The 13,021-nt window shown below is 64.7% G+C and carries 13 protein-coding genes and 1 tRNA gene; 4 read left to right on the forward strand and 10 right to left on the reverse strand.

Annotation, left to right across the window (positions count from 1 at the left end):
• Positions 1 to 17: 17 nt before the first annotated feature.
• The 7 genes from JQ507_19680 to JQ507_19710 all read right to left on the reverse strand — a co-directional run bounded on the left by JQ507_19680 (position 18) and on the right by JQ507_19710 (position 5,909).
• Positions 18 to 971 carry a 2-hydroxyacid dehydrogenase gene (locus tag JQ507_19680; GenBank protein QRI67219.1) on the reverse strand — a complete coding sequence of 318 codons (954 nt, stop codon included), beginning with the start codon at positions 969 to 971 and terminating at the stop codon, positions 18 to 20.
• Positions 972 to 1,149: 178 nt separating this feature from the next.
• Positions 1,150 to 1,842: a 50S ribosomal protein L1 gene (gene rplA, locus JQ507_19685; GenBank protein QRI67220.1), complete on the reverse strand. Its 693-nt coding sequence runs from the start codon at positions 1,840 to 1,842 to the stop codon at positions 1,150 to 1,152.
• Positions 1,843 to 1,848: 6 nt separating this feature from the next.
• Entirely contained in the window at positions 1,849 to 2,277 is a 429-nt protein-coding gene (rplK, locus tag JQ507_19690) for a 50S ribosomal protein L11 (GenBank protein ID QRI67221.1), read from the reverse strand.
• A gap of 128 nt (positions 2,278 to 2,405) precedes the next feature.
• Positions 2,406 to 2,939 (reverse strand): transcription termination/antitermination protein NusG, encoded by a 534-nt coding sequence (nusG, locus tag JQ507_19695; protein ID QRI73420.1) that lies wholly within the window; start codon positions 2,937 to 2,939, stop codon positions 2,406 to 2,408.
• Between the two features lie 14 nt (positions 2,940 to 2,953).
• The gene (gene secE / locus JQ507_19700; protein ID QRI67222.1) at positions 2,954 to 3,145 is read right to left on the reverse strand and encodes a preprotein translocase subunit SecE; all 192 of its coding nucleotides are present in this window, start codon (positions 3,143 to 3,145) and stop codon (positions 2,954 to 2,956) included.
• A 331-nt stretch (positions 3,146 to 3,476) separates the two neighbouring features.
• Positions 3,477 to 5,090 (reverse strand): acyl-CoA synthetase, encoded by a 1,614-nt coding sequence (locus JQ507_19705; protein ID QRI67223.1) that lies wholly within the window; start codon positions 5,088 to 5,090, stop codon positions 3,477 to 3,479.
• A 54-nt stretch (positions 5,091 to 5,144) separates the two neighbouring features.
• Entirely contained in the window at positions 5,145 to 5,909 is a 765-nt protein-coding gene (locus JQ507_19710) for a FadR family transcriptional regulator (GenBank protein ID QRI67224.1), read from the reverse strand.
• A 175-nt stretch (positions 5,910 to 6,084) separates the two neighbouring features.
• On the opposite strand from JQ507_19710, the gene JQ507_19715 reads away from it, so the two are divergent.
• The gene (locus tag JQ507_19715; GenBank protein QRI67225.1) at positions 6,085 to 7,290 is read left to right on the forward strand and encodes an ABC transporter substrate-binding protein; all 1,206 of its coding nucleotides are present in this window, start codon (positions 6,085 to 6,087) and stop codon (positions 7,288 to 7,290) included.
• 64 nt (positions 7,291 to 7,354) lie between these two features.
• Here JQ507_19715 and JQ507_19720 read toward each other — a convergent pair.
• Positions 7,355 to 7,430: transfer RNA gene (locus JQ507_19720), tRNA-Trp, on the reverse strand.
• Positions 7,431 to 7,611: 181 nt separating this feature from the next.
• On the opposite strand from JQ507_19720, the gene JQ507_19725 reads away from it, so the two are divergent.
• Positions 7,612 to 8,835 carry a beta-lactamase family protein gene (locus JQ507_19725; protein ID QRI67226.1) on the forward strand — a complete coding sequence of 408 codons (1,224 nt, stop codon included), beginning with the start codon at positions 7,612 to 7,614 and terminating at the stop codon, positions 8,833 to 8,835.
• A gap of 62 nt (positions 8,836 to 8,897) precedes the next feature.
• Here the strand turns inward: JQ507_19725 and JQ507_19730 are convergent, their stop codons facing one another.
• Together JQ507_19730 and JQ507_19735 are read right to left on the reverse strand one after the other, a co-directional pair.
• On the reverse strand, positions 8,898 to 9,665 hold the full coding sequence (locus JQ507_19730) for an SDR family oxidoreductase (protein ID QRI67227.1): 768 nt from the start codon (positions 9,663 to 9,665) through the stop codon (positions 8,898 to 8,900).
• Between the two features lie 74 nt (positions 9,666 to 9,739).
• Positions 9,740 to 10,447 (reverse strand): histidine phosphatase family protein, encoded by a 708-nt coding sequence (locus JQ507_19735; GenBank protein ID QRI67228.1) that lies wholly within the window; start codon positions 10,445 to 10,447, stop codon positions 9,740 to 9,742.
• 151 nt (positions 10,448 to 10,598) lie between these two features.
• On the opposite strand from JQ507_19735, the gene JQ507_19740 reads away from it, so the two are divergent.
• Both JQ507_19740 and argE read left to right on the forward strand, forming a co-directional pair.
• Positions 10,599 to 11,384: an SDR family oxidoreductase gene (locus tag JQ507_19740; protein ID QRI73421.1), complete on the forward strand. Its 786-nt coding sequence runs from the start codon at positions 10,599 to 10,601 to the stop codon at positions 11,382 to 11,384.
• A gap of 414 nt (positions 11,385 to 11,798) precedes the next feature.
• Positions 11,799 to 12,968, forward strand: coding sequence for an acetylornithine deacetylase (gene argE, locus JQ507_19745; GenBank protein QRI67229.1), 1,170 nt, complete (start codon positions 11,799 to 11,801; stop codon positions 12,966 to 12,968).
• Positions 12,969 to 13,021 lie beyond the last annotated feature (53 nt).

Raw genomic sequence — 13,021 nt, forward strand, 5'->3', positions numbered from 1 at the left:
ACGGAGCCGGTAGCTGCTCAGGTGCCACTCACCTTATAGGGCAGCGGCGTACCGGCAAAGAACGCGTCGAGATTGGCGAGCACGCAGTCCTGCATCGCGACGTGCGATTCCAGAGTGTGGCCGCCGAGATGCGGTGACAGCACCACGTTCGGCAGCGCGGTCAGCGCGTCCGGCGCATGCGGCTCCTGGGCAAACACGTCGAGGCCGGCGCCGGCGATGGTTCCGTCAGTCAGAGCCGCAACCAGCGCCTTCTCGTCGATGACCGAGCCGCGCGAGATGTTGACGACGTGCCCGTCGCCGCCGAGCCGACGCAGGATGTCGGCGTCGATCACATTGACATTGTCGGCGCCGGCGCGGACCGCGATGACAAGCACGCTGCACCAGTCGGCCAGCGCCTCGAGGCTCGGCAGGTACTGATACGGCAGGTCATATTTGGTACGGCTGAAATAGCCGACCTCGGTCTCGAAGGCCGCAACGCGGCTCGCGATCTTGCGGCCGATCTCGCCCATGCCGTAGACGCCGACCTTGCGGCCGCGCATGCCGGCCTGCGGTCGCATCATCGGCGACGGTTTTGCACCGGCCCAGTCGCCGCTGCGGACATAATTGTCGGCGACCGGCAGACGCCGCACCGATGCCAGCATCAAGGTCAGCGCGATGTCGGCGACCGAGGCCGCATTGGCGCCGGGGCTGTGGCCGACAGCGATGCCGCGCCTGGCGGCGGCGGCGAGATCGACGCCGTCATAGCCGGTGCCGTAGCAGACGATCGCGCCGAGCTTCGGCAGCATGTCCATGGCATCGCCCCGGAGCGGCGTGCCGCCCGCGGTGATCATGGCGCTGACGTCGGCGAGCTCGGCCACCGGGAACGCTTCGTCCAGCCGCTTGCCTGCCGCGTTGAGCAGCTCATAGCGCTCGCCGAAGCGGATCAGCTGGGCCTTGGGAAAGCGTGAATAGACCAGGACCTTATCGGGCATTGTTCTTGTTTCCTGCGAGAGGCTTCACCTGGAGCCTTTTCCATTCCAATTGAAGCGGAACGCGGCTCTCGATTCTCGTTCTGACGCGTTTGCTCCGCTCGAAAACGCTCCGGGAAAAACAAAGGGCGGAACCGGTTGCCCGATCCCGCCCCTCTTTATCTCGTCACGGCCAAAGATATCAGCCGAGGATGGTGCCCGGCTCGACCTTCACGCCCGGGCCCATGGTGGAGGAAACCGCCACGCGCTGGATGTAGGTGCCCTTGGAGCCCGCCGGCTTCGCCTTGGAGACCGCGTCGGCGAGCGCCTTGACGTTCTCGACCAGCTTGTCCTCGGAGAACGAGGCCTTGCCGATGCCGGCCTGCACGATGCCGGCCTTCTCGACGCGGAACTCGACCGAGCCACCCTTGGCGCCCTTCACGGCGTTGGTGACGTCCATGGTCACGGTGCCGATCTTCGGGTTCGGCATCATGCCGCGCGGACCGAGCACCTTACCGAGGCGGCCGACCAGCGGCATCATGTCGGGGGTCGCGATACAACGATCAAAGTCGATCGCACCGCCCTGCACCTTCTCGACCAGGTCTTCGGCGCCGACGACGTCGGCGCCGGCAGCCTTGGCTTCCTCAGCCTTGGCGCCGCGCGCGAACACGCCGACGCGCAGCGTGCGGCCGGTGCCGTTCGGCAGGTTGACGACGCCGCGGACCATCTGGTCGGCGTGGCGCGGGTCGACGCCGAGATTGATCGCGATCTCGATCGTCTCGTCGAACTTCGACTTGGCGCGCTCCTTGACCATCTTGATGGCGTCCGCGAGCGGGTAGAGCTTCTCGCGATCAACACCCTCACGGGCCTTCTTCAGACGCTTTCCGATTGTCATGGCCCGTTACCCCGCAACTTCCAGACCCATCGAACGGGCAGAGCCCTCGACCATCTTCATGGCCGATTCAATGGTATCGCAATTCAAGTCCTTCATCTTCTTCTCGGCGATCTCGCGCACCTGCGCCTTGGTCACCTTGCCGGCCTTGTCGCGGCCCGGCGCCTTCGATCCGGACTGGATCTTGGCGGCCTGCTTGAGGAAGTAGGACATCGGAGGGGTCTTCATCTCGAAGGTGAAGGACCGGTCCGCATAGATCGTGATGATCACCGGGATCGGGGTGTTCTTCTCTTCCTTCTGGGTCTGCGCGTTGAACGCCTTGCAGAACTCCATGATGTTCAGGCCGCGCTGACCAAGCGCGGGGCCGATCGGGGGCGAAGGATTCGCCGCACCGGCCGGGACCTGAAGCTTCAGGTATCCGGTCACTTTCTTTGCCATCTATCACTCCTGTTGTGCCGGACGGGGCCGGCGGTTTCAGGTTCCGTGGTTCGGTTGGAGGGGCTGGCGACCGCCTCCTCCCTCCCACGGCCTCAATTGACGCGAGCCATATACCCCGCGCCGTCCGGTCAGACCACCTTTTCGACCTGACCGAATTCCAGTTCCACGGGCGTTGCGCGGCCGAAGATCGACACCGCGACCTTCACGCGCGAACGCGCCTCGTCGATTTCTTCCACCACGCCGGAGAACGAGGCGAACGGGCCGTCGGCCACGCGCACATTCTCGCCGATTTCGAACGACACCGACGCCTTCGGACGCTCCACGCCCTCCTGCACCTGGTGCAGGATCCGCATCGCCTCGGCTTCCGAGATCGGCATCGGCTTGTTTTCCGCGCCGAGGAAGCCGGTGACCTTCGGCGTGTTCTTGATCAGATGGAACGCCTCGTCGGTCAGCTTCATCTTCACCAGCACATAGCCCGGGAAGAACTTGCGTTCGGCGTCGATCTTGCGGCCGCGGCGCACCTCGGTGACCTTCTCGGTCGGCACCAGGATCTGCTCGAACAGCTCTTCGAGCCCGCGCTGCTTGGCCTGCTCGCGGATCGATTCCTGAACCTTCTTCTCGAAGTTCGAATAGGCGTGGACGATGTACCAGCGCTTGTCCATCAATTGGGTGCTCATCAGTGGATGCCCAGTATCAGGGTAATCAGATAGCGGATGATTTGGTCCGCGGCGAAGAAGAAGATCGAGGCCAGCGCCACCATCACGAACACCATGATGGTGGTGATGGTCGTCTCGCGGCGCGTCGGCCAGGTGACCTTGGCGGTCTCCGAGCGCACTTCCTGCAGGAATTTGAACGGGCTGAAAGCCATCGTGAGATCCGCGTCCGTCTCCGGACGATTGCAACGTTTCAAGGAATCCGAACAGCCGACCTTGCGGACCCAGCCCTCGTTTGGAAGGTTGAGCCGATAAACGAGCTCGAATGTTCGGGGAATTAGGCCGCGCCGGATATCCGCCATCAAAGCGGGCCGACTGCGAGTGCCGGGGTATCTACTGCGAGAGGAGCCAAACGTCAAGGTCGGCACCGTCGCGGCCCGCCCCGGCCGCAGCTCGGGGAAACCGGGACTGAGCCCCTCAATTCAAGCACTTAGCGGGGCGACCGGCGGTTCGCCTCCCCGCCGTCGGCGGCGGCGGCCGGGTCGATTACCCGGCAAAGCTCTTCTGAACAGCCTGATCCAGCGTGGCGCCGCCGACATAGCGCTGCCGCAACTCGCGCTTCAGCAGCTTGCCGCTCGGGTTCTTCGGCAGGGCATCCACGAAGATGACCCGCTTCGGCACCTTGAAATGGGCCATCGACGCCGCGCAGTGCTTGATGACGGCGTCGGCATCGAGGTCCTGGCCGGCCTTGACCACGACGATCGCGGTCACGGCCTCGATCCAGCGCGGGTCGGGCAGCCCGACCACCGCAACCTCCGACACCTCGGGCAGCCGGTAGATCATCTCCTCGACCTCGCGGCTTGCGACGTTCTCGCCGCCGCTCTTGATCATGTCCTTCACCCGATCGACCACGGTGATGTAGCCACTGGCATCGACGGTCGCGAGATCGCCGGAATGAAACCAGCCGCCGGCAAACGCCGCCGCGGTCTTGACCGGATCGTTGTAGTAACCGGACAACAGATGCGGCGAGCGGTGCACGATCTCGCCGACCTCCCCCACCCCGACATCGGTCATGTCAGCCTTGACCACCCGCGTCTCGACATTGATCGCGGGCTTGCCGGCCGAGCCGGCCCTCGGCAGCTGGTCCTGCGGTGCGAGCACCGTCGCGAGCGGCGCGATCTCGGTTTGGCCGTAGAAATTCCAGAACTTCACGTCGGGCAGCCGGCGCTGCAATTCGAGCAGCACCTCGACCGGCATGATCGAGGCGCCGTAATAGCCCTTGCGCAGGGTCGAGAGATCGGTGCGGTCGAACGACGGCGAACGCAGCATCGCGATCCAGATCGTCGGCGGCGCGAAGAACGAATTGATCTTGTGCTTCGCGATCAGCGCCAGGACATTGTCGGGCACCGGCTTGCCGGTGATCAGACTGGTGGCGCCGAGATAGATCGCGGGCCCCAGGAAAACGTCGAGCTGTGCGCAATGATAGAGCGGCAGCGCGTGCAGCACGGTGTCGTCGGTCGCCATGCTGCCGTCGATGATGCAGCTGACATATTGCCACATCACGGCTTCATGGGTGAGGATCGCGCCTTTCGGCTGCGACTCCGTGCCGCTGGTGTAGATGATCTGCGCGGGGTCACGGCTGTCCACCGCTACGTCCGGCGCCGACGCGTCGCTGTTCAGCAGGTTGTCGAACGTCGTGATTCCGTCTGGCGCGGTCGCGGGATCTTCACCGGGCAGCCAGATCAGGGTCTCGACGGCCGAGCCCTTGGCGGCGGCGGCGTGCGCCGTGTCCACGAAATCGGGGCCGACCGCGAGCAGCTTGGCGCCGGAATTGGCCAGGATGAAATTGATCTCGTCGGGATTGAGCATGAAGTTGATCGGCACCAGGATCGCGCCGATCCGCGCCACGGCGAAGCGTAGCGCGGCGAAGCCGTGCGAGTTGCGCGACAGCACCGCAACGCGGTCGCCCTTCGCGATGCCGAGGCCGAGCAAGCCGCGTCCGAGCCGATTGCAGATCGCGTCCATCTCCGCAAAGGTCCAGCTCACCTCGCCGCAGATCAGCGCGGTCTTGCCGGGATAGCGCTTCGCGGACCGGCGCAGCAGATCGCCAATGCTGTGCTCGCGGGCGCGCTGGATGGTCGCTGCGATGGTGTCGCTCATGAAGTCCCTCCCGAACGTGTTTTTTGTCGTTGTCTCGTTGTCGCCGCGCCGTCGCTATTGGCGTGCGGCGTAGGCGTGTTCCATGTAGGTGTGCTCGACCGAGCGATCGAGCGAGGCGATCTTCTCGAAGCCGCGCCGCCAGTCCTGCAAATGCCGCCGGGTCCACAGCACGCCGGCCTCCTTATCGCGCCGCCTGATCGCATCGAGGATGTGGCGATGCGCCTCGACGAGCCGCGCGCCGCCCTCGGGCACGCCGCCGACGATCATCTCGGTGGTCGGAAAGAACAGCTGCGCGGCCGGCTCGCGGGCGAGTTGCAGCACGCGGTTCTGCGAGGCCTTGGCCATCAGCACGTGGAATTCCGCATCCAGCTCGGCGAGCTCGGCGGGATTGCCGACGACATCAGAGCTGCGCTCGAGATTGCCGGCGAGCTCGGCGATGTTCTCCTCGGTCGCGCGCTCGACCGCGCCTTCGACGCTCGCGACCTCCAGCGTCATCGACGCCTCGAACAGTTCGCGGAACGTGACCTCGTGCAGGATCAACGCACGCGACAGTCGCGTGGCGAGCTTGTTGTAGCGCGGCAGGCAGGCCTGCAGGCGGCGACTGGAATCGCGGCGGATCAGCCCGCCCTCCTCGAGCACGCGAATGCCTTCGCGCACCGTCGAGCGGTTGACGCCGAACTGCGCGACCAGCTGCTGCTCGGTGCCGATCGGCTCGCCGGGTTTGATCCGGCCGTTGATGATCTCGCGCTCGATCGCGTCGGCGACCTTCTGGTAGGCCGGCGCGACGTCGATGCGTCGGAACAGTGGTGTGGCGGGCACCTTGGGCTCCCGATTGTCGTTTGTCGGACAAAGGATAGGAGAAGGCGCCAAGAGCGTCAAATGGGCCGTTCTAAGCCGGATTGTCGCACCCGGATGGCCAGAATTGACACTGGAACCGGGCAAATCTAGCTTTGTCGGACAAACCGATAAGAACATCCTGGGAGGACGCATCACCATGAAATCCATCGCCACGAGTCTATCCGCCGCCGGCCTGCTCGCCGCAGTGCTGGCGGGGCCCGCGCTCGCACAACAGACGCCGCTCAAGATCGGCGTGCTGACCGATTTCCAGTCGGTCTATTCCGACATCGGCGGCGCCGGGAATGTCGAGGCCACCAAGATGGCGATCGAGGAGTTCGGCGGCTCGATATTCGGCAAGCCGATCGAGCTCGTCACCGCCGACGCCCTCAACAAGGCCAACGTCGCCGCCACCATCACCCGCAAATGGTACGAGGCCGAGAATGTCGACATGATCATCGACATGCCGACCTCGGCGACCGCGCTCGCCGGCATGGAGATGTCGAAGCAGTTTGAGAAGATCATGATCGTGACGGACGCGGCGAGCTCCGACATCACCGGAAAATCCTGCTCGCCCTACACGCTGCACTGGACCTACGACACCTACGCCAACGCCCACACCGTCGGCAGCGCGATCGTGAAGAACGGCGGCGACACCTGGTTCTTCATCACCGCCGACTATGTGTTCGGCCATTCCATCGAGCGCGACACCGGCGACGTGGTCCGCGCGGCCGGCGGCAAGGTGCTCGGCAGCGCGCGGCATCCGCTCAATACGCCGGACTTCTCCTCATTCCTGCTGCAGGCGCAGTCGTCCAAGGCCAAGATCGTCGGCCTCGCCAATGGCGGCGGCGACACCATCAACGCGATCAAGCAGGCCGCCGAATTCGGCATCGTCGCGGGCGGGCAGAATCTCGCCGGCATCGTGATGTTCATCTCCGACATCCACAGCCTCGGGCTGAAGCTCGCGCAGGGCCTGATCATCACCGAGGCCTATTACTGGGACCTCAACGACCGCACCCGCGCCTTCGGCAAGCGCTTCTTCGAGCGCATGAAGCGGATGCCGACCATGAACCAGGCCGCGACCTACAGCGCCACACTGCACTACCTCAACGCGGTCAAGGCCGCCGGCACCAAGGAGACCAAGCCCGTGCTGGCGAAGATGCGCGCCACTCCAGTGCGCGACGCCTTCACCGACAATGGCGTGGTGCGCGAGGACGGCCGCATGGTGCATTCGATGTTCCTGTTCGAGGTCAAGAAACCCGAGGAATCGAAGGCGCCGTGGGATTACTACAAGGTGCTCGCCGAGGTACCCGGCGACCAGGCATTCCGGCCGCTCAAGGACGGTGGCTGCCCGCTGATCAAGTAACTGAAAATGATCATGGCCGGGGTCCAGGACCTCGGCCAAGGCATTCAAATTGTTGGCTAAAAGCTGGCAGGAGTGGCAGGGCTCGAACCTGCGACCCCCGGTTTTGGAGACCGGTGCTCTACCAATTGAGCTACACTCCTGCAGGGAACCGGCGTCGCCGCCGGTTCGCGCCGTTTCAAGCACAGGGCATGGCCGGTTTGCAAGGGCGAAGCGGCGAACCTTCTGTTCATTGCAAAACTTCTGCGCCAGACTTCAGCCATCACTCCAAGATCACCTCATTGCCGGCGCTCCGCCGCAAGAATCAAGAACCAGGGAGAGACCATGAACGCTCAAACCGCCACCAAGCACTCCGCCACCCAGACCACCCCGTCCCTCCCGCTCGCCAAACCCGAATCGATCGGACTGTCGGGCGCGCGGCTGCAGGCATTGTCCGACACCTTCAAGCGCGAGGTCGACAAGGGAACCGCGCCCGGCTTCACGGTGCTGGTGGCGCGGCGCGGCCAGATCGGCTGGTTCGACGCGATCGGCCGGCAGAGCCCGACCGCCGCGGCGCCGATGACGCATGACACGATCTTCCGCATCTTCTCGATGACCAAGCCGATCGTCTCGGTCGGTATCATGCAGCTGCTGGAGGACGGCCACTTCCTGCTCAACGACCCCGTCGCGAAATTCATCCCCGAATTCGCCGAGACCAAGGTCGGCGTCGAGCATAACGGCAAGCTCGAGCTGGTCCCCGTGCAGCGGCAGATGACGATCCAGGACCTGCTGCGCCACACCTCCGGCTTGACGTATGACCACACCGGCAACGGCCCGGTGCAGGAGCTCTACAAGCAGTCGCGGCTGCGCAGCCGCAAGATCACCAATGCCGAGCACGCCACCATGCTCGCCGCCATGCCGCTGGTCTGCCAGCCCGGCGCCGAGTGGAACTACAGCCGCTCCACCGACATCCTCGGCCGCATCATCGAAGTCGTCAGCGGCAAGACGCTCGGCGCGTTCCTCACTGAGCGCATCCTCTCACCGCTGCAGATGAACGAGACCGCCTTCCATACCCCGGAAGCCAATGCCGGCCGGCTGGCCGAGGCGTTTGCCAACGATCCCTGGAGCAACGAGAAGGTGCAGCTGTTCAACATGCTGGAGAAGCCGGCGATGGAATCCGGCGGCGGCGGCCTAGTGTCGACCACGATGGACTATGCCCGCTTCGCGCAGATGCTGCTCAATGGCGGATCGCTCGACGGCACCAGGATCATCGGCCGCAAGACGCTCGAATTCATGGCCTCCGATCACCTTGGTGCCGGCGTCAAGATCCAAGGCACGCTGGTGTCGCCGGGCCACAGTTTCGGCCTCGGCTTCGCCGTGCGTATGCAGCAGGGCATCGCGCCGTTCTCCGGCTCGGTCGGCCAGTACTTCTGGAGCGGCATGGCCGGCACGTTCTTCTGGATCGATCCGCACGAAGACCTGATCGCGGTGTTCATGATGCAGGGCCCGGGCCAGCGCGAATACACCCGCTCGCTGGTGCGCAACGGAGTGTATGCGGCTGTGGAGTGAGGCCATTTGCTGCTCGAGATCCCGGGTTCGCGCTAACGCGCGCCCCGGGATGACGCTTCGCGTCAGCTGATCGTCGCGCCGCCGTCGATCACCACGGTCTGGCCGGTCATGAAGTCACCGGCGCGTGAACCCATGAACACGGCGGCGCCCGCGATCTCGTCCGGCACGCCGATGCGCAGCAGTGGCGAGCGCGCGGTCGAGGCCTTCAGATTGTCCGGATTGTCCCACAGCGCCTTGGCGAAGTCGGTCTTGATCAGGCCCGGCGCGATGCAGTTCACGCGGATATTGTGCTTGCCGTACTCGCAGGCGAGGTTGCGCGCGAGCTGCATGTCGGCGGCCTTCGAGATCGCGTAGGCTCCGAGGATGGTCGAGCCCTTCAGGCCACCGATCGAGGACACGATGATGATGGAGCCATCCTTGCGCTCAATCATCTGCGGCACCACCATCGAGATCAGCCAGTTGTTGGCGACGATGTTGTTGTCGAGGATCTTGCGGAACTGATCGTCGGAGATGCCGGCGAGCGGGCCATAGTAGGGATTGGATGCCGCGTTGCAGACCAGCACATCGATCTTGCCGAAGGCACGGTTGCTCTCGTCCACGAGGTTCTGCAGGTTTTCCTTCGAGGAGATGTTGGCTGCGATCGCGACCGCGGTGCCCTTGCCGTAGCTGGTGTTGATCTCCTTGGCCACCTCTTCGCAGACATCGGCCTTGCGCGAGGAGATCACGACCTTGGCGCCGTGCTCGGCCATCCGCTCGGCGATCGCGCGTCCGATGCCGCGCGTCGAGCCGGTGATGACGGCGACTTTTCCCTTCATGTCGAACAAGGTCATGGTTCTCTCCCTGATGTAAGGCGTTTGAATTCTGCGTTGAGCTTAGGCAGTGGTTGTGTGTTGCGATAGCGCCATCACGCAAGCTTGCTCGCCGGCCTGACTTCCGGTCCGGCCGGCTGATGCATCGCGGCGTGTCGGGGATCGGCAATCCACGGCTGCTGGTTCACCATCGGCAGCCGCCAGGTCGACAGGCCGACGCCTGCGATGTGATCGAGCCGCGTCACCGAGACGTTATCGACGTCGAAGGACAATCCGCGATCCGGCTGGCCGCCGAGTGCAAGGCCGACCGCGGCGCGGATCACGCCGCCATGGCCGACCGCGATGATGTTCCTGCCCGCTTCCGCAGCCGTGATCCGCACGATCGTGCGGCAGACCCGCGTGTAGAGATCCATGAAACTCTCGCCGCCCGGCGCGGGCTCATTGACGTCGGCAAACCAGCTCCTGCCGGGCGGCTGGCTCGCGAGCAGCGCGGCGCGGTTCATGCCCTGCCATCGGCCGAGATGCTGCTCGGCGAAGTCGCGCTCCTGCGTCATGCTGGCCGGCTTCGGATAGCCGGCGGCCCAGATCGCCTCCGCGGTCTTGTGCGTGCGCTTGAGATTGCTCGAATACCAGACAGCATCGCGCGGCAGCATCTTGGCGACCGCCTCGAACACTTCGACATCGCCGGTGTCGCAGTCGATGTCCTCCTGCCCGTAGATGTTGCCGCCGTCGCTGCGTACCGGCGCGTGGCGGACCCACCACCAGCGCGTCACCGTCACGACAGGCCTGTCTGGATTGGACATCGGATGAGCCCTTCAATAGTGTCCCGTCACGCTGTACGTCACGCCGCACATCGTCTCAAGTGCTTCTGACGTTTGAAATTTTGTTTGAATTCCGTCGCGCGGCAGGCGTGCCACGGATCATGTGAACAGGGAGAAAAACGTGACCAAGAACTTGGGCCGCCTCGAAGGCAAATCCGTCATCATCACCGGCGCGGGCAGCGGCATCGGCCGCGCGGCCTCGCTGCTGTTCACCAAGGAAGGCGCCAAGCTGATCGCAGTCGATCGCACCGACGGCGTCAACGAGACCGCCAAGCTGGTGCGCGATGCCGGCGGCACGGTCGAAGCCGTCACTGCGGACGCAGGATCGGAGAGCGACGTGAAGGCGTTCATCGAGAAGGCGGTTTCGAAGTACGGCAAGCTCGATGCGATCTGGGCCAATGCCGGCGTCAGCGGCGGCCTCGTTCCGCTCGCCGACCAGACTCCGGAACATTGGCAGGAGGTGCTGCGCGTCAATCTGATCGGCCCGTTCCTCGCGATCAAGCATTCGATCCCGCACATGACCAAGCAGGGCTTCGGCTCGATCATCCTTACCGCATCGGTTGCGGGCCTGAAGGCCGGCGCCAGCGGACATCCTTACGGCGCAAGCAAGGCCGGCGTCATCAGCCTGGTGCAGACCACCGCCTACTCGCTCTCCGGCACCGGCGTGCGCGTCAACGCGGTGTGCCCGGGCCTGATCGAGACCGGCATGACCAAGCCGGTGTTCGACCGCGCCAAGGAGCGCGGCACCCAGGACAAGATCGGCCAGCTCAATCCGTTGAAGCGCCCCGGCCAGCCGCACGAGCTCGCCGCGATGGGACTGTTTTTGGCGAGCGACGAAGCGTCCTATGTCAACGGCCAGGCCATCCCTGTCGACGGCGGCCTGACGGCGTCGATGCCGTATACGGGCAAGCCGATTTAGCAACGCTGCTCGCCTTTCGCGGAACGGCGAGGTTTGCGTTGGCGCGATGACGCCGCCACATCCACCACTGTCGTCCCGGCGAAGGCCGGGACCCATAAGCCGCGGCAGGTGTGGTGGAAAGGACACGTCGTTCCAGCGTCGTTCAACAATGACCATCGGTGGTTGGGTCCCTGCTTTCGCAGGGACGACGATGAGGATGGGTTCTCGATTCATCGTCTCGCATCGCGCGGTGCCATCACCTCGCGAAAGCGGGTGATCCACCCCGGCGCGCCGAAGCTTCAACGGAGGCGGCAAGCCGGGCGATGACAGCTGAGGATGTAACGGTCCGAATATTGCCTGGCCTCGGCGCGCAAACGAACTGTTATAGTTCCCTGGCAGGATCGCCCCCTCACCCCCCTCGCAAACGAACAGGCCATGCAAAATCAACGACCCGACCGTATCCGCAAGCTGTTGGCCGACCTCGTCGCGTTCGACACCGTCAGCGACCGCAGCAATTTGCCACTGATCGATTACATCGAGCGCTATCTCGCTTCGCTCGGCGTCAGCGGCCAGCGAATCGTGGATGACACCGGGCAGAAATCCTCGCTGTGGGTCACGATCGGCCCGCAAGACAAGGCAGGCCTGGTTCTGTCGGGGCACACCGACGTCGTGCCGGTCGCGGGACAGGACTGGACCCACAACCCGTTTGAATTGGTCGAGCGCGACGGAAAGCTGTACGGCCGCGGCACCACCGACATGAAGGGCTTTGTCGCGGTCTGTCTCGCTATGGTGCCGGAGATGGTCGAGGTCAACCTGAAGACGCCGATCCATCTTGCGATCTCCTATGACGAGGAGGTCGGCTGCGTCGGTGTCCGTCCGATGCTGCGCGAGGTCGCGCGCAAGAGCGTGAAGCCGCTCGGCTGCTTCGTCGGCGAGCCGACCCGGATGCAGGTGATCATCGGCCACAAGGGCAAGCACGGCGTGCGCGCCACGTTCCGCGGGCTCGCCCGCCACTCCTCGATCGCGCCCGACGGCGTCAACGCGATCGAGTATGCGGCCGACCTGATCACCGAGATTCGCCGCCGCGCGGCCTTGCTCGTGGTGGATGCCGAGCGAGACAGCCTCTACGACGTCCCGCACTCGACCCTGCTCACCAGCATCGTCCGCGGCGGCGCCGCGCTGAACATCGTTCCCGACCAATGCGTGGTGGAATTCGAATGCCGCGGCATCGGGATCACCGAGTCCAGAGAGGTGACGGACGCGATCGTCGCCTGGGCCAAGGCCGAGGTCGAGCCGAAGATGCGCGCGCGGTACCCGGACTGCGGCATCGATTTCGAGGAAATCCTCGACTATCCCGCGCTCGATACCGCCGCCGACGCCCCGATCGTCACGCTCGCCAAGCAATTCGCCGGTCGCAACGACCACGCCAAGGTCGCGTTCGGCACCGAGGCCAGCCTGTTCACCAGCATGGCGGACGTGCCGTCGGTGGTGGTCGGCCCCGGCGGGATCGCGCAGGCGCATACGCCGGACGAATTCGTCGAAATGTCGCAGCTCGAGGCGTGCGGGGATTTCGTCGCGCGGCTGATCGCGCATTGCGCGAAGTGAGGCTGCCAATTGTAGGGCGGATTAGCCGAAGTGTAATCCGCCCTACAAGCTAT

Source organism: Bradyrhizobium sp. PSBB068 (assembly GCA_016839165.1).
Taxonomy (GTDB): Bacteria; Pseudomonadota; Alphaproteobacteria; order Rhizobiales; family Xanthobacteraceae; genus Bradyrhizobium.

Bases quoted from the DNA above. Each gene is read 5' to 3' on its own strand.
- JQ507_19680 (QRI67219.1), bottom strand. From the start codon at position 971: ATGCCCGATAAGGTCCTGGTCTATTCACGCTTTCCCAAGGCCCAGCTG.
- rplA (QRI67220.1), bottom strand. From the start codon at position 1,842: ATGACAATCGGAAAGCGTCTGAAGAAGGCCCGTGAGGGTGTTGATCGC.
- rplK (QRI67221.1), bottom strand. From the start codon at position 2,277: ATGGCAAAGAAAGTGACCGGATACCTGAAGCTTCAGGTCCCGGCCGGT.
- nusG (QRI73420.1), bottom strand. From the start codon at position 2,939: ATGGACAAGCGCTGGTACATCGTCCACGCCTATTCGAACTTCGAGAAG.
- secE (QRI67222.1), bottom strand. From the start codon at position 3,145: ATGGCTTTCAGCCCGTTCAAATTCCTGCAGGAAGTGCGCTCGGAGACC.
- JQ507_19705 (QRI67223.1), bottom strand. From the start codon at position 5,090: ATGAGCGACACCATCGCAGCGACCATCCAGCGCGCCCGCGAGCACAGC.
- JQ507_19715 (QRI67225.1), top strand. From the start codon at position 6,085: ATGAAATCCATCGCCACGAGTCTATCCGCCGCCGGCCTGCTCGCCGCA.
- JQ507_19725 (QRI67226.1), top strand. From the start codon at position 7,612: ATGAACGCTCAAACCGCCACCAAGCACTCCGCCACCCAGACCACCCCG.
- JQ507_19730 (QRI67227.1), bottom strand. From the start codon at position 9,665: ATGACCTTGTTCGACATGAAGGGAAAAGTCGCCGTCATCACCGGCTCG.
- JQ507_19735 (QRI67228.1), bottom strand. From the start codon at position 10,447: ATGTCCAATCCAGACAGGCCTGTCGTGACGGTGACGCGCTGGTGGTGG.
- argE (QRI67229.1), top strand. From the start codon at position 11,799: ATGCAAAATCAACGACCCGACCGTATCCGCAAGCTGTTGGCCGACCTC.